Source organism: Kitasatospora sp. NPDC127116 (genome assembly GCF_042677365.1).
Lineage (GTDB): Bacteria > Actinomycetota > Actinomycetes > Streptomycetales > Streptomycetaceae > Kitasatospora > Kitasatospora lactacystinica.
The window spans coordinates 144,207-159,019 of sequence record NZ_JBHXTL010000003.1; the positions used below are offsets into that span (position 1 = coordinate 144,207).

At 70.9% G+C, this 14,813-nt stretch carries 14 protein-coding genes and 1 pseudogene; 13 read left to right on the forward strand and 2 right to left on the reverse strand.

Annotation, left to right across the window (positions count from 1 at the left end; all coding sequences use genetic code 11):
- Positions 1 to 24 precede the first annotated feature (24 nt).
- Positions 25 to 732: a 3-oxoacyl-ACP reductase FabG gene (gene fabG / locus ACFVHV_RS02415; RefSeq protein WP_380348264.1), complete on the reverse strand. Its 708-nt coding sequence runs from the start codon at positions 730 to 732 to the stop codon at positions 25 to 27.
- A gap of 405 nt (positions 733 to 1,137) precedes the next feature.
- On the opposite strand from fabG, the gene ACFVHV_RS02420 reads away from it, so the two are divergent.
- A complete protein-coding gene (locus ACFVHV_RS02420) occupies positions 1,138 to 1,956 on the forward strand; it encodes a helix-turn-helix transcriptional regulator (RefSeq protein ID WP_380348266.1) in 819 nt (272 codons plus the stop codon).
- A 384-nt stretch (positions 1,957 to 2,340) separates the two neighbouring features.
- Here ACFVHV_RS02420 and ACFVHV_RS02425 read toward each other — a convergent pair whose 3' ends face one another.
- Entirely contained in the window at positions 2,341 to 2,766 is a 426-nt protein-coding gene (locus ACFVHV_RS02425; protein WP_380348268.1) for a helix-turn-helix domain-containing protein, read from the reverse strand.
- Positions 2,767 to 3,119: 353 nt separating this feature from the next.
- Here ACFVHV_RS02425 and ACFVHV_RS02430 point away from each other — a divergent pair, with 353 nt between their 5' ends.
- The 12 genes and pseudogenes from ACFVHV_RS02430 (at position 3,120) to ACFVHV_RS02485 (ending at position 14,703) form a co-directional block, all read left to right on the forward strand.
- Positions 3,120 to 3,461 (forward strand): hypothetical protein, encoded by a 342-nt coding sequence (locus tag ACFVHV_RS02430; protein ID WP_380348270.1) that lies wholly within the window; start codon positions 3,120 to 3,122, stop codon positions 3,459 to 3,461.
- 211 nt (positions 3,462 to 3,672) lie between these two features.
- Positions 3,673 to 5,034, forward strand: a complete 1,362-nt coding sequence (locus ACFVHV_RS02435) for a winged helix-turn-helix domain-containing protein (RefSeq protein ID WP_380348272.1) — start codon at positions 3,673 to 3,675, stop codon at positions 5,032 to 5,034.
- Positions 5,034 to 5,702, forward strand: coding sequence for a DciA family protein (locus ACFVHV_RS02440; protein ID WP_380348274.1), 669 nt, complete (start codon positions 5,034 to 5,036; stop codon positions 5,700 to 5,702). Before ACFVHV_RS02435 ends, ACFVHV_RS02440 begins: the two co-directional genes overlap by 1 nt.
- Positions 5,703 to 5,816: 114 nt before the next feature.
- Entirely contained in the window at positions 5,817 to 6,350 is a 534-nt protein-coding gene (locus ACFVHV_RS02445; RefSeq protein WP_380348275.1) for a WhiB family transcriptional regulator, read from the forward strand.
- Positions 6,347 to 7,756: a DUF2637 domain-containing protein gene (locus ACFVHV_RS02450; protein ID WP_380348277.1), complete on the forward strand. Its 1,410-nt coding sequence runs from the start codon at positions 6,347 to 6,349 to the stop codon at positions 7,754 to 7,756. Before ACFVHV_RS02445 ends, ACFVHV_RS02450 begins: the two co-directional genes overlap by 4 nt.
- Before the next feature lie 51 nt (positions 7,757 to 7,807).
- Positions 7,808 to 8,032 (forward strand): hypothetical protein, encoded by a 225-nt coding sequence (locus ACFVHV_RS02455; protein WP_380348279.1) that lies wholly within the window; start codon positions 7,808 to 7,810, stop codon positions 8,030 to 8,032.
- Between the two features lie 257 nt (positions 8,033 to 8,289).
- Entirely contained in the window at positions 8,290 to 8,703 is a 414-nt protein-coding gene (locus ACFVHV_RS02460) for a plasmid mobilization protein (RefSeq protein ID WP_380348281.1), read from the forward strand.
- Positions 8,693 to 10,426 carry a relaxase/mobilization nuclease domain-containing protein gene (locus ACFVHV_RS02465; RefSeq protein WP_380348283.1) on the forward strand — a complete coding sequence of 578 codons (1,734 nt, stop codon included), beginning with the start codon at positions 8,693 to 8,695 and terminating at the stop codon, positions 10,424 to 10,426. Before ACFVHV_RS02460 ends, ACFVHV_RS02465 begins: the two co-directional genes overlap by 11 nt.
- Before the next feature lie 95 nt (positions 10,427 to 10,521).
- Positions 10,522 to 11,073: pseudogene (locus tag ACFVHV_RS02470) on the forward strand (winged helix-turn-helix domain-containing protein); the annotation flags it as partial.
- Positions 10,968 to 11,579 carry a transposase gene (locus ACFVHV_RS02475; RefSeq protein WP_380348296.1) on the forward strand — a complete coding sequence of 204 codons (612 nt, stop codon included), beginning with the start codon at positions 10,968 to 10,970 and terminating at the stop codon, positions 11,577 to 11,579. The pseudogene ACFVHV_RS02470 and the gene ACFVHV_RS02475, both read left to right, overlap by 106 nt.
- Before the next feature lie 1,332 nt (positions 11,580 to 12,911).
- On the forward strand, positions 12,912 to 14,177 hold the full coding sequence (locus tag ACFVHV_RS02480) for an acetyl-CoA carboxylase biotin carboxylase subunit family protein (RefSeq protein ID WP_380348285.1): 1,266 nt from the start codon (positions 12,912 to 12,914) through the stop codon (positions 14,175 to 14,177).
- A 124-nt stretch (positions 14,178 to 14,301) separates the two neighbouring features.
- Positions 14,302 to 14,703 carry a hypothetical protein gene (locus tag ACFVHV_RS02485; protein ID WP_380348286.1) on the forward strand — a complete coding sequence of 134 codons (402 nt, stop codon included), beginning with the start codon at positions 14,302 to 14,304 and terminating at the stop codon, positions 14,701 to 14,703.
- The last annotated feature ends 110 nt before the right edge of the window (positions 14,704 to 14,813 follow it).

Here is a 14,813-nt window from a genome sequence, read left to right on the forward strand (position 1 = left end):
CCCAGGGCTCGGGTGCGACCGGGGTCAGTGCCCCATGCCGACGCCGCCGTCGACCGGGATGACCGCACCGGTCACGTAGGAGGCGGCGTCGGAGGTCACGAAGGCGACAGCAGCTGCGACCTCGTCCGGCTGGGCCATGCGGCCCATGGGCACGCGCTGCAGCAGGGACTCGCGCTGGGAGTCCGTCAGGACAGCGGTCATGTCGGTCTCGGTCAGCCCGGGCGCGACCACGTTGCTGGTGATGCCGCGCGAGGCCAGCTCGCGGGCCAGGGAGCGGGCGAAGCCGATCAGGCCCGCCTTGCTTGCGGCGTAGTTGGCCTGGCCGGCTTCCCCCGTCATCGCACCTGCGGAGGAGATGAACACCAGGCGGCCGAACCGACCGCGCAGCATGCCCTTCACGGCCCGCTTGGCGACCCGGTACGCGCCGGCGAGGTTGGTCTGGAGCGTGGCGTCGAAGTCCTCCTCGCTCATACGGAGCAGCAGGGTGTCGCGGGTGATGCCCGCGTTGATCACGACGATCTCGATCGGTCCGTGGGCCGCTTCCACCGCAGAGAGCGCCGCGTCGACTGACTCGGGGCTCGTGACGTCGCACGGCACCGCGAGGATTCCATCCTCCGGGCAGCCGCCGCTGCGGGAGGTGACAGCGACCCGGTGGCCCTGCTCACGGAGCTGCCGCGCTACGGCCAGCCCGATACCGCGGCTGCCGCCGACAACGAGGGCGGATCGAGACATGGGTCTACTCCAAACGTGGGGGTGGGGGGTGGGGGCCGGCGCGACCTCGCGGCGGGCCGGTAGCCCCACCATGCCAAACCGTGGTCGGAACTGGCAGTTCCGGAACTGACACTTCCGGAACTGGCACTTCCGGAATCAAGAGTTCGTGCTACGCGTATCGACTCCGCTGCGTTACCACCAGATCGGGTTGACGGAAGGTAATCAATTGACCCCAGGGGCCGTCGATACTGGAATCTGACAACCCATCGAGCTTGGGCCGCATGATCGTCTTTTGCTGACGGTTCATCATCCGAAAACAAGCACCGAAATCGTTTCGTTACATCGCTTCGACTTTGCCGTCGGTGTGGTGTTCGCCACAGGTTTCTGGTATGCCCGAGCGTCGATGGCTGCCTAGACTCGATGGTCATGAAGACCGACCACGAACGCCTTGCGGCCCGTGATGAGACGTTGGCGGGCATGGTGGAACGCTGGCGCCGGCGCCTGGATCCCAATGCGCTCCCGGGCCTGGTAAAGACGACTGGCTCCGCTCGCCGCACCACCGAAGTCTCGAAAAGCGAAATCGCCCGGTATACCGGCGTCAGTGCCCGCTGGTACAGCAAGCTCGAAAACGGCGAGGAAGCCAGCTTTTCCGAGGAGTTCCTGGATCGGCTCGCCTATACGCTGCGTCTGAACGACGCCGAGAAGCTCGCGCTGTTCCACCGGGCGATCGGGCGCGGACCCACTGAGCGCGGTGCGGAGCCGGACGCGATGGCGGCGATGGACAGCGACATGCGGCGCCTTCTCGCGAAGATGCTGCCGAACCCCGCCTACCTCTCCGACGTCGCCTGGAATGTCGTCGCCCACAACTCTCCCGACCGGGTGATGTACCCGTGGGTGTACAGCGGCAACATCATGAGGTGGAGCTTCCTCTACCCCGAGGCGCGCGAGCAGCTGGTCGACTGGAAAGAGGGCTGGGCCGTCCCCTTCCTAGCGCAGATCCGAACCGCGGCGGCGCAGCATCCTGACAACGACCAGCTCAAGGAGCTCGTACGGGACATCATGGAGGGCTGCCCCGAGGCGCAGGAGCTCTGGGACCGCCACGACTACTACGTCCACCCGGACGGCGACGTCAGGTACATGCGCATGCCCCACGGCGGCGACGACAAGGTGCCCTGTCGAATCATGGCGCTGGCCCCCCTGCGCAACACGAAGCTCCGCTTCATCGTCTCGTTCCACGGCGCCTGAACCGTCCTGGGCCGACTCGGCCGAGGCCGCCGGGATGCTGGAGACCTCAGCCTGCCGATGCTGCCGACGAAAACGAGAGCAGCATCGGCAGGCCGCCTCGGGCACGTGACTGAAGTTGGCTCCGGTCAGTGCGAGGCTCCTCGGGGGCGCCCACCGGCTATCGCCGACACCTCGGAGTCGGGGGCATCGCGCCCGCCGGGGAGCGCATCGTGGACGGGGTCCTCGGGGCATGGGGCCCGCGGTGGCCCCGTGCGCCGAGGATCTCGCCGTTGTCGCCAGGGGGCTAGGGGGTGCCGGGGGCGACTAAGCGAGGAAGTGCGGCCTATCTATGCGCATAGACAAGGTTGAAAAATAAACGATGAACCGGTTCTTCGTGCTCCGGTGTTACGCGGGGGGGATCGGGGGGAGTCCTTGGGACTCTCTCGCCATGTCGATCATCTCCGTGATGCGCGCCATGTTCTTCGCGCTGAGGCCCTGGCTGCGCAGCGCGATCGACTGGACGCCGGAGTCCCGCATGGCGGTCGTCAGGTCGCGCTTGGCGAGCACCGTCTCCAGCTCCTCGTCGGGTACGACCCAGATCGTCGGAGGCGCGTCGAAGAACGATGAGATCGCAGTGAGGGTGTTGATCGTCGGGTTCACCCTGCCGCGGCCTCGCAGCTGCTTGATGGAGGACTCGCTGATGCCGGTGCCGGCCGCGACCTCGGCGATCGTGTACGGGCCGCGCCCCTCCGGGTGCCGGTGCTCGAAGAGATAGCCCAGCCGCGCTGCGATGCGCGCCGCCCCCGCGTCGGCGTCGACGTGCTCGGCCATCGCCGCTCCTCCCGTGTCAGATCGTCCCACGGGGACACTTTAGTGCCTGATCGTGCTCGCGCGCACATCTTGAGGGCAATCTATTGCCCACAGTCGGGGCATTTTGGTGTACGTTGATCGCGTCGAAGGGGCAATAAAGTGTCTGATCCCCGGTGGGTGCTGTTTGGTGCGCTTCTCCGGGGTGCCGACCGGCCCACTGGCCCGCTGGGCGGGCCGCCTCGGCCGTTCTCGTCGAGGGCCCGGGAGTTGGCGCTCCCGGGCTCCTCGCACCACGAGGACGTCGATCACGTCCGAAGATGACCGGCCTTCGTATCTCACCACGCAGCCGGGCTTCTCCAGCTCAGGAGTCTCCCATGTCCTCCTTCTCGCGTACAACCGTGGCGCCGACCCGGCCCGCCGGCGCCGAGATCGCCACCGCCCCCAGCTCCTTCATTGAGGCCCTCGCCAGCCTCCTTGCACCGGACACCGCCGTCGTACGGCTGGACCGCGGATCGCACGGATTCCCCCGCACGGCCAGCGCCTTCGACGCCCACCGGCAGCACGTGCCCCAGCCGCTCCCCGACCGGCAGATGGCGGCCCGCTGGATCGTCCAGCACTTCCCCGGCCTCGACCCGCACCTCGCCCACGAACTTGACCTCGCCACCGGTCGGCTGATCGCCGTGGCCGAGGACGAGTCCGTTGCCATGGCGGCCTGACCCAGGGCACTTCCCAGCAGCCTGACACCCGGCCCCGCCGCCCACCGACTGGCGCCGGCCGGCGATCACCCCTGCCTCGACTCGCACGAGGTGGCTGCCACCAGCGTTGAGCGCGCCCTGCGCGCACCGCCGTCCGAATCCGCCGACGCCGCGCCCGAACTGCGACAGCTCGTGGCGCCAGGCCGCCGTGCCCAGCTGAACCAGGACCTCCGTGCCCAGCTCCCTCCAGCCCGTCCGAGACGTCGAAGCGCCGGACGCGGAGAAGACGACGGGCGGCTCCGGCCTGCTCGTCCCCGATCCCGCTCAGTGGATCTCGACCACCTCCGGACGCATCGCGCCGGACCCGTACACCTGGCTGCAAGCCGTCCACTGGGTGCGCGAAAGCCAGGCACACACCCCGGCCCGCACCCACGGCCCCCGCTTCGGCAGCACCACGATCCGTATCGCCGAGCTGCTCGCCCAGCTCACCCCGTGCAGACCGGGCGTCGACTACCTCGTCCGGATGCTCCAGGTGTCCGAGCGCACCGTGCAGTACCACCTGTCGATCCTCCGGGAGTCCGGACTGCTCACCTACACCGTCAAGGGCACCCGCATACGCCAGGCCGCCGCCAGGGCAAGCGAGTTCGTCCGCACCATCCCCGCGAAGTTTGACGAGACCATCGGGTTGCGGACCAGTACGTCCCAGACGTTCATCCGCACTGTCGTCGGTGTCGTCTCCGACGAGAGCCGCCTCGTCCTCGCGCAGCTCGGCAAGAAGGCCGCGCGAACCGTGCGCCGCACCAAGCGTCGAGGCACCAGGAAGGCCGGCATCAACTCCTCTGCGAAGTCCTCCCGTTGCACCCCAATGGGGGCAGGTTCTGTTACGTCTTCTCCTGCAGCACCTACCAACAATCCCTCTGAGGGCGACCTCGGGAACGGGAAAGACCAGCAGGATCGACCGGGAAGGCGGACCCGCCGGAAGCTGAACGCGGTCGGCCGGCGCCACCAGCTGGCCCTCGAACTCGTCCGGCAGGTCCCGTGGCTCAGTGGCAGCCCGGTGGCCCGGATCGCCTGGGCCGTTCGCCACCTCGCGGACGCCGGGTGGACCGCCCACGAGGTCATCGCCGTCCTGGCCCAGCGGGCGCCCGCTCGCCGCGTCCACCGCCCGGTCGGCTTCCTGACCGCCCGCCTCGCCGGAGCCGAGCTGCTCTACGACACCCCGGCCAAGCGCGGCGCGATCGTCGCCTGGTGGCGCGACAGCCCGCAGGCGGCCAAGGAGCGCCACACCGAATGGCAGGGCACCTGGCAGGCCCCGCGCAGCTCCGCCGTCCAGCGCCTGTTCCGGGATGCCTGGACGAGAGCGACCCACCGCCAGCCGTTGGTGGCCCTCGACGATCAGCCGACCGGCGACGAGCACCGCGAAGCCCGCGCCACCGCGTGGCGCCAGTACCTCACCGGAAGACCCGAACTGGTCACCTCCGCCCTGACCCTCGCTGGCCGGGACCAGGCCGAGCAGATCTACGGGCGCGACCTCGTCGAGCGCGTACTGCGCCTCCGCACCACCAGCAGCCACCTTCGAACAGGAACCGCGTGATGAGCCACAGCGAGAACACCGCCATCGACCTCGCCCGCCTCGCCCTGCGCCGGGCCCGCGCCGACGCGAGCAAGCGCCCCGCGAGCGCGGTCAAGGCCCCGACCACCGGGCGCGCTACCGGGCTTCGGCGTGGCGGGCTCGACCCCGTGGGACTGGGAACGGCCCTGTCCGACCTGATGACCCAGCACGCCTGGCAGGCGCCGCTGGCCGGCCGCGAGCTGCTCGACCTCTGGCCGGCAGCCGTCGGCGACCTCGCCTCCCACGTCACCGCCGTCAGCTTCGACCACCAGACGGGCCAGCTGGAGGTCCGCGCCGAATCCCCCGCCTACGCAACCCATGTGCGGGCCCTCGCCCTGGTACTCGTGGCGAAGATCAACCAGGCGCAGGGAGAAACGATCCTGCGCAGCATCCGAGTGCTGAGCTCGTACGGCACCCGGCCCGCCGAAGAGCCCCGCCGGTCTGTCAGGTACGGCGAAGGCGCCGCCCAGGCCCCCAAGATCAAGACCCGAGAGGACGCCTCGCCCGGATACCTGCGCGCTCTCGCGCAGCTGCAGGCCAGCCGCCCGAGCGCGCCGGCCGATTCGAGGACGAGCCCGGCTGTCGACCGGCGGATCAGAACGCTGGCCAGAGAGACAGTCTCCCGTCTCTCCGGCCCGCGACCTCGCTAGCCACCGAACGGCCGGCACCAGCGCGACCAACCCACCCCGGCCGCGCCGCCGGTCGTACGACCGAACCCCCTCCGCGCCCTTTCCGGCAGTGGAGCCCAACCGGAGAACTATCCCGTGTCCAGCACCACCTCGATCGCCAGTCGCCGGCGCGATTACACCTGGGCCAGCCGCGCCGCCTGCGCCGGCACCCCGAACCCTGAGTACTTCTACCCGCTGCCCAGCCAGGTCGAGGAGACCCGGGAGGCCAAGAGGATCTGTGGCTCCTGCCCCGTGAAGGAGGAGTGCCGCACCGAGGCCATGGAAATGACCGACCGCTGGGGCATCCGCGGCGGGCTGACCGAGGGCGAGCGCAAGACCCTGCACCGCCGTAACAGCGCCCACCGGTGGGAGGAACAGCGAGTCCTGAACGCCCTCAACGGGCGCCCAGGCCACCTGTCCAGGCTGGAGCGCGCCTCCGTGACGATCGTCGCGGCCCTCCTCGACCTCGACCTGAACGTTTGGGCACCGGTCCTGGGCGCCGACCGCAAGTACGCCCTCTACCTCCTTCGGGAAGCCCGCAAGACCTTGGACGAGCAGCCGCTGGCCGTCCTGCGGGAGCAGCGGATCGCCGCCGAGTTCACACCCGATCCCGTGGCGGTGGCGGCATGAGCGAGGCTGGCGGAACGCCGGCGGGGATGTCCCGGTGGGACAAGGCGGCGATCGGCGTCATGGGTGCGGTAGGCGGAGCCCTGAGCTACGACGCGCTGCAGCAGATGGCCGTCGCCATGCACGTCCGTCCGGAGCTGTCCTATCTCTTCCCCGTCGCGATCGACGGCTTCATCGCCTACGGGGTGCGGGCGCTGGTCGTGCTGAAGGAGGCGCCGCTGCGGGCCCGTGCCTACACCTGGGGGGTCTTCGGCGCCTCCACGGCCACCAGTGTCTGGGCCAACTGGACCCACGCCGTCCGCCTCAACATGGCGACGCCGCAGGGCCCGGGCCTCCACCTGACCAACACCGCGGTCGGAGCCCTCAGCACCATCGCCCCGCTGGTCCTCGGCGGTGCCACCCACCTCTACATCGTCATGTCGCGGCACGCCCCGGGACGAGGCGGCCAGGAACCGGCGACAGCCCCGGAGTCGCAGCCGTCCCGTTTCACCCGCTGGTGGGGTCGTCCCCGGGAGCACGATGCCGTCCCCGGTGCCGAACCGCGGCGGATCGAGGAGCGAGGCCGGGACCGGGAGATCACCGCGGTCCCGACCGCCGCACCGGTCGTGCCGGCCGAGTCCGCCGTGCCGGAGGCCGTCCCCGTCCCTCCGGTCCCCTCCGTGACCGATCCCGGGAGCGCCCCTCAGCAGGGGACCGTCCCCGTCCCCGCCGAAGCGAGCCCCGGCGCCGGGACGGGACGGGAATCGCCACCGCAGGCCGTCCCGACCATCCCGGCCCCCTCAGCCGGTACGGCTCCGGGGACCGTGCCGTCCGCGACCGAAGCCCCCGCCTCCGTCCCCACCCCGTCGGCTCCGAACCGAGGGACCGCGGAACCCCCGCCCGACACGGGGGCCGGGCGCGATTCGGGACCGATCGGGGCAGAGCCGGGCCCCCGTCCCGGGGACGCCAGCGTACCCGCCGTCCCCGGGACGGGGGGCTCAGCGGGCACTGCCGCACAGAGTGCGGGACGAGCGGTCCCCGGCGGTCCCGAGACGAAGCCGGGGACCGTCCCCGCCTCTGGACGGTCCGGGGACGGTCCCCGCCCGGAGGCCGCCGGTCCCGCCAAGACCCCGGTGGTCGTCGCGGTCCCGGTCCCCGTCCGGGCGCAGGCCCCCGTCCCGCGTCCTGTCCCGGACCAGAGCCCGTCCCCGGCCGCTGACCGCCGCCGACAGCTGAGCAGCGCCGAGCTGCAGGAGCTGGTCCCCATTGCCCGCAAGGCTGCCGCCGAGGCCGAGGGACGGCTGAACCGGGACGCTCTGCGCGCCGGCCTCAAGGCCCAGAACATCCCGATCAACAACGTCGCCCTCGGCCAACTGTTGAGGGAGCTCAGGGAGATCGACGCGGGGAAGCCACCGCCTGCCCGCCGCTGACCGTCCCTGCCTCACACCGACCCGGCCGAAATCCCACCGAAGGACTGCCACGTGACCGCCACGAACCGCTCTGACGCCGCCCTCACCGACGCACTGATGGGCCTGCTGCGCGACCAGCGCCTCCTGTACTCCGCGGAAGGTGCGGGCGACGGCAGTTGGATCGTCCGCCGCTCGTCCCGAGGGCCGAAGTTCGTCCTGGAATCGCCGCTGGAAGCAATCGAGTACGCCCTCGACGTGCTCGTCGACACTCGCGCCGAACTCGAAGCGGCAGCGTGAACTTGCGTCCCCGAAGCGGACTTGATGCCGCAGTGGGGCGCTTACGGCTTGGCCCCGTCGGCGCAGCAAGCTATCGCCTGGGGCAGCCCTAACGGGCAGCCCCAGGCACTTGCCCTCGCCCCGAGGGGGCGAGGGACCTGGGGAGGAGCCGAGCGAGGGCGCCCGACTCCTCCCCAGGATGCGGAGCGAGGGCGCTCCGGGAACAGAGGAAAGGAGAAACCACGACCACCGAACAACCCGAAGAAGCAGAAGCCCAGTTGACGCCAGCACGCCGCCCCCGCCGCCGCCACCGCGACGACCAGCAGCGCGCCCACCGCATCGTCGTCCGCTTCAACGACGCCGAACGCGACGAAATCGCCGCAGCCGCCAGCACGCGCGAGCAGACCGTCTCCCGCTTCGTCGCCACCAGTACCCTCGCCGCCGCTCGCGGCCACAGCTCTGCCCGAGACCCGCAAGACCGCCTCGACCACGCCGTTGACGAACTTGCCGCCGCCCGCGCCCAGCTCGCCCGTGTCGGCAACAACCTGAACCAGCTGACGTTCGGCCTCAACGCAGCCGGCTACGTCCAGCCGGCCGAGCTGGCCTCCACGCTCGGCGTGGTCCGCGCAGCGATCACGGTCGTCGACACTGCGGCAGCCAAGCTCGTGGCGGGCGGGCCGGTTGGTTCCTGACATCAGCCGCGGCTCGAAGACGTACGGGCTGCTCGCCTACCTCTACGGGCCAGGCAAGCACGACGAGCACTTCGACCCCCACATCGTCGCGTCCTGGGACGGGTTCGCCCCCGACCCCGGCCGCGACCCCTCGGCCAATCTCAAGCAGCTCGAACAGGTCCTGGACCTTCGGGTGAACCAACTCGGCAGCCGGCGCCCGAAGAAACATGTGTGGCACTGCCCGGTCAGCGCCGACCCCGGCGACCGGATCCTCACCGACGAGGAGTGGGCCGAAGTCGCCCGCCGCGTCGTCGCCGCCGCAGGCATCGCCGAGCCAGGAGACCCGGACGGCTGCCGGTGGATCGCCGTTCGCCACGACCCCCGCCACATCCACATCATGGCCACCACGGTGCGCGGCGACCTGCGCGGAGCCCGTCTCAACGGTGACGCCCAGCGCGCGCAGGACGAATGCCGCCGGATCGAGAAGGACTTCGGCCTCAAGCAGCTCAACCCCGGCGACAAGACAGCGGCCAAACGCCCCACCAGCGCGGAGGCCCACAAGGCCGAGCGGCTCGGCCGCCCCGAGCCCGTGCGCCTCCAGCTGCGCGACAAGGTCCGCCAGGCCGTCGCGGGCGCCGTGTCCGAGGCCGAGTTCTTCGCCAGGCTCACGTCCGCCGGCCTGCTGGTGAACCGCAAGGTCGGGCCGTCGGGCGCCGCGTTCGGCTACTCCGTCGCCGACCCTGACGACCGTAACGCCGCCGGCGAGCCGGTCTACTACGGCGGCTCGTCGCTGGCCCCTGACCTCTCCCTGCCGCGGATCCGCAAACGATTGACCGCAGGACCGCTCGGCGACGGCGACGGCGACGCCGAACTCGGCGACCAGGCTGCCGGGAAGAAGCGCGTGCCCGGCTCACGAGCAGCCCAGGCGCGCCGGGGCGCCGCCGCAGCAGTGGATGACGCAACCCGGGCCATCGACGAGAGCGACGACGAAGCGGCCTCCGCGCAGCTGGCCGGAGCGATTGAGATCATCGACGTCATCGCCGTCCGCGCACCGGCGGACACCAGGGCCCAACTTCTCGCAGCGGCAAGGGCCTTTGAGCGGGCCTCCCGCTCGCACATCCGAGCCGAGCGCGCCGACAACCGGGCCCTGCGGTACGCGGCCCGGCAGATGCTCTCCAATGGCTACACCACCAACAGGGGCGAGGACGGCGGCGTCACCGCGATGCTGCTCTCCGCCCTCGTCCTGCTGGCCATCGCCGCCGCGAGGTGGCACTCCTCGCGCGGCCACGCCCAGCAGGCCGCCGCCGCGAACGCCGCCGCGCTTCAGCTGCGGACGGCGTACGCGACCGTCGCCGCCCGTCCGATGGCGGCGATGGCAGGCCAGGGCAAGGCCCTGCCTCCCGCCGTCCGCGAGCGGCAGACGGCCGTGATCCGAGAGCAGCTGGCCGGGGTCGACGAGGACACCCGGGAGGAGGAAAGCTGGGATGCCCTCGCGGCAACCCTCGCCGAAGCCGAAGCGGCCGGCCACGACCCAGCAGCCCTCCTTGAGGAAGCCCGGAGCTGGCGTGAGCTCGGCACTGCCGACTCCGTCACCGCCGTCATGGTCTGGCGGGTGCGGAGGCTGGCCGACCTGCCCGCCAGCCCGGCCAGCAGGACGACGCCTCCGCGCCTGGGACCGGGCGTCCGCGCCGACCGGCCCGGCAGCGCGCCGAAGGCCCCCCGCCGCCGTCCGGGCCGGTACTGACTTCGGCGCGCCAGGGTGAACTGTCTCGGTTTGCCTGACGAGCTCGGTGTGGTGGCTGTATCCGATGACGTGTGAGATATGCGGATGGGGGCGGGCTGACCGCCGCGGGACGGCTGCGTCGGGAGACGGTGCGGATGCAAGCGGCCGAGCTGTTCGAGCAGGAGGTCAAGCCGACGGAGGTGGCCCGGCGCCTGCGGGTGAGTGTGAAGTCGGCCTACCAGTGGCACCAGTTGTTGCGCGAGGGCGGGGTCGAGGCGCTGGCATCGCGTGGCCCGGGTGGGTCGCGGTGCCGCCTGTCCCCGCGCTGCCTGGAGAAGCTCGCCGCGTATCTGGACCAGGGCCCGGCCGCGCACGGCTGGGTGGAGGACCAGGTGTGGACGGCTGCGCGGGTGGCCACGCTGATCGGGCGGAAGTTCCATGTCTCGTACAGCGTCTCGGGCGCCACGAGGCTGATGCACAGGCTCGGCTTCACTCCGCAGATGCCTGCGAGGCGGTCCGCGGAACGTGACGAGCAGGCCGTCACCGCGTGGACGGAGGTGACCTGGGCGGAGGTAAAAGAGCCCGGGCGGACTGCGACGGGTGGGTCTGCTTCGAGGACGAGGCCGGCTTCACACGCAGGCCGCCCCGTGGACGCACCTGGGGACGGCGGGGCACCACCCCGGTCGTGAAGGTCTCCGGCAGCCGCTCCGGACGGGTCTCGGTCGCGGGGCTGATCGCCGTGCGGCCGGGTTTCCGGACCAGGCTGTCCCACCGCATCCGGCGGCACACCGGTCGCAAGGGCGAGCGGCGGAGCCTGTCCGAGCGCGACTACATCGGCCTGATCGACGGCATCCACCATCTGGTGAAGGCGCCGATCGTGCTGGTCTGGGATCGGCTGAACACTCATGTCTCCCACGTGATGCGCGAGTTGGTTGCCGCCAGGAACTGGCTGACCGTATACATCCTGCCCGCCTACGCGCCGGACCTGAACCCCGTGGAGTGGCTCTGGGCGCACGTCAAGCACAGCCTGGCCAACCTCTCCTCGGTCGCCGTCGACCGTCTCGAAGCCCTCGTCCGCAACCGGCTCAAACGGCTCCAGTACCGCCCCGACATCCTCGACGGCTTCCTCGCCGGGACCGGCCTCTCCCTGGACCTGCCCCCACCATCACCCTGAAACGCCGAAGTCAGTAATAGGGGAAGGGGCTACGACCCACGTCACGGGTTACCGTAGGCGAGCCCTGAGAAGCAGCACCGAGGACGCCCCCGCGAGGGGGCGTCCTCGGTGCTTTCTGGGCGCTCCAGGCCATGCTCGTGAAGGGCACGGCCAAATCCTCGATGTGTTCGTGTGATGGCCTAGGGTTATCGTTGCAAGTAATCGAACACATGTCCGATGATGGTTTCATGAGCACCGCCTCCCTGTACCTGCCGCCGGTCACGCGCTCCCTCGGGAACGAGCTGGGCGACGCAGTGCCGGCCCCGCGGGACCTCATGGACGGGCCCGGCCGCTCATGGCGGGCAGAGCCCCAATGGACGCAGGCCCAGATCAGGATCGGCGGGCACTGGAGGCAGGCCAGGGTCGAGCGCTGGCGGTTGCGCGTCGGCAGTATCCGGTGGGTCGCCCAGATCACCTGGCAAGCAGATACCGGTCAGCGGGTCGGCGGGTGGTACGTCCTCGGCCCCGGAACGGCACTGTCGGCCGTCGGAGCGCGCACTCGAACAGACTTGAGATGAGCGCATCGCCGCCGCGCCCCCCGTCCCGCCCAGCCGGTCGCGAACGGTCTTCCGGGCGTTCGACGGGGCGGACTCGTCCGTTCGACCCGTTCGGCGTACCTCTTCCGATCTGGGCAGCGGACTGGAGGGACGCCCAGGAGCTGTCGCCGACGGCGGTCAGCCAGCTTGCCGGCCAGCGCATCCGATCGGACTCCCTGGCCGTCTGGGTCCGCCGCGGCGGGCGCTGGTGGCCGGTGGTGCTGACCGCCTGGTGCCAATTCGAACAACGCCGCTGGGCGGCCCGGCTGCGCGGACCGGACGGCGCGGAGGCCTGGGTGGCGTACCGCGCGGTCTCGCTGCTACCGATCCAGGCGCTGCCCCCGGATGCCTGGCCCGACCTGCCGGGAAGCCGAAGCTGATCTCGGCGGGCGGCCCAGCGGTGCGGAGCCTGCTACCACAAGATCGGCCGAATGCGTTCGGCCGATCAGCGCCGAAGCTGGTGACCCGCCCGCCGACGGACGCGATCGACGCTGCGTCGGCGGGCGCGCCAACGTCCGACGTAGCAACAGGAGACCTCCGTGCGAACCGATCTGGTCCCTGCAGCGCGATGCCGGGCTCGCGTCGACGCCGTCCACGGCCCAAGCGGGCGAACCAAGCCCGAGGCCGGCCGCACAGTTCGCCGCCGCCGCGACCCTCCCGAGCGGCCAGCGCCGCTGACGAGCCAACCCCAGTTGCCTGAACTTGCGCCCCCGGCCGCCCCGACGACTCACCCGACCAACACGCCCGAAGGACCTGCATGACGTCTGCCGTCCACCCGACCACCCCCGATTCGCCCGAACCGAGCGCGGTGCTCCTGGTCATCGGTTCGGGCTGCCAGCCGTATCGCGAGAACACCCTGGCCTCCATCGCCTCCCGTCACTCGCTCGCCCTGCTGACTCCCGACGAACCGACCTGGCAGCGCCCGTACCTGCTCGACCACGAGATCGCCGACACCCGCGACCTCACGGCCGTGCGAGCCGCCGCCGCCCGCCTGGCCGAACGCCGCACCATCGCGGGCGTGCTCACCTGGGACGAGTACGCCCTGCTGCCCGCAGCCCACCTCGCCACCGACCTCGCCCTGCCCGGCCAGTCCTCCGCCACCGCAGCCGCTGCCCGAAACAAGGCCGCATCCCGGGCTGTGTGGGCAGCCGAGGGAGTCCCCTCCGCCCAGTCGATCCGGGTCACCTCGCCCACCACCGCGGCCACCGCCGCCCGCCGGATCGGGTACCCCCTCGTCCTCAAGCCCTCCGCCCACGCCGGCTCCATCGGCGTGATCAAGGTCCTCGCTCCCACGGACCTTCCCACCGCCTACGCCTACACCTCCACGCGCACCACCGGCCAGGGCGAGGAGGGCACCGGAGTCCTCGTCGAGGAATACCTCGACGGCCCCGAGATCTCGGTGGAGTGCGTCACCTCCCACGGCATCACCACCGCCGTGGCCGTCACCCGTACCCAGCTGCGCGGCGAGCCGCTGTTCCAGGTGCTCGACCACGTCGTCGAAGCCGGCGACCCGCTGCTGCGCGAGGCCGGTCCGGTCGCCGAGGCCGCCCTGGACGCGCTCGGTGTCAACGCGGGCATCTCCCACGTCGAAATGCGGCTCACGGCCACCGGCCCCCGCCTGATCGAGGTCAACGCCCGCATAGCCGGGGACGCCATCGACCAGTTGGTCCACCTCGCCACCGGCATCGACCTGGCCGCAGCAGCAGCCGACATCGCCCTCGGCCGCGAGCCCGAACTCACCCCGACCCGCCAGCGCGCGGCCGGCGTCCGCTTCGTCAGCCCGGCTACCTCCGGTACGGTCCACCGTGCCCAAGCCCGGCCTGAACTCGGCCAGCCGCACTGGCTGGAGCGCCTGGGCTGGGAGCACAAGCCTGGGGACGCGGTCCTCCTTCCCCCCGAGGGAGACCCCGCCACCGCACGACTTGCCCACCTTGTCGTCACCGGGACCGACTCCGCCGAGGTCTACGAGCACCTTGCCCGCGCTGCGGACCTTCTCGACACCGTCGTCGAACCGCCAAGCTGACCCCGTGCGCGCCGAGAGCCCACCCACACGGATAGTCACGGGTGGGTCACTTTTCCAGAAAACGGGAATAAAGGTGATCTGGCATCGGTTATGGCAACCCTCTCCGTGACGAAAGGGCTCCCACTTGACCGACTCGCCGAGACGTGACCTCAACTCCAACGACCCGGCCGACCTGCCCCCGCTGGCGGATGTCGAACTGCACATCCCCGACTACCCGGTGATGGTCCCCGAGCCCGCACCCGGCGGCGCTGTGATCCGGGCGGTCCCGTACCTCGACGAGCTGAACCCCAAGGGCTTCGTGATCACCTGCCCCGAGTGCAAGGCCCGCCGCGACTGGCTGCTGCTGGAGACCCGGAACATGGTGTTCGTGCGGTGCCGATGCGGCCACGAGTGGCGCGAGCGGGAGGTGGATGCGGAGTTCTTCGAGGAGAACTTCGCCTACCCGGAACGGTCGTGGCAGGACGCAAGCGACGCGATGGTCGCGCTCGGCTTCTCCGGCGAGTTCCGCGGGATCTATTTCAACTGAGCCCCGGCGCGGCGGGCTCACACGTCCGGCATGGCTTCCGAGTCCAAGCCGGTTCGTGCACTCGCCTGGCTAGGGAACGCCGAAGGGCGGTGCGGCACGAGGACGAACCC

Bases quoted from the DNA above. Each gene is read 5' to 3' on its own strand.
- fabG (WP_380348264.1), bottom strand. From the start codon at position 732: ATGTCTCGATCCGCCCTCGTTGTCGGCGGCAGCCGCGGTATCGGGCTG.
- ACFVHV_RS02420 (WP_380348266.1), top strand. From the start codon at position 1,138: ATGAAGACCGACCACGAACGCCTTGCGGCCCGTGATGAGACGTTGGCG.
- ACFVHV_RS02425 (WP_380348268.1), bottom strand. From the start codon at position 2,766: ATGGCCGAGCACGTCGACGCCGACGCGGGGGCGGCGCGCATCGCAGCG.
- ACFVHV_RS02430 (WP_380348270.1), top strand. From the start codon at position 3,120: ATGTCCTCCTTCTCGCGTACAACCGTGGCGCCGACCCGGCCCGCCGGC.
- ACFVHV_RS02440 (WP_380348274.1), top strand. From the start codon at position 5,034: ATGAGCCACAGCGAGAACACCGCCATCGACCTCGCCCGCCTCGCCCTG.
- ACFVHV_RS02450 (WP_380348277.1), top strand. From the start codon at position 6,347: ATGAGCGAGGCTGGCGGAACGCCGGCGGGGATGTCCCGGTGGGACAAG.
- ACFVHV_RS02480 (WP_380348285.1), top strand. From the start codon at position 12,912: ATGACGTCTGCCGTCCACCCGACCACCCCCGATTCGCCCGAACCGAGC.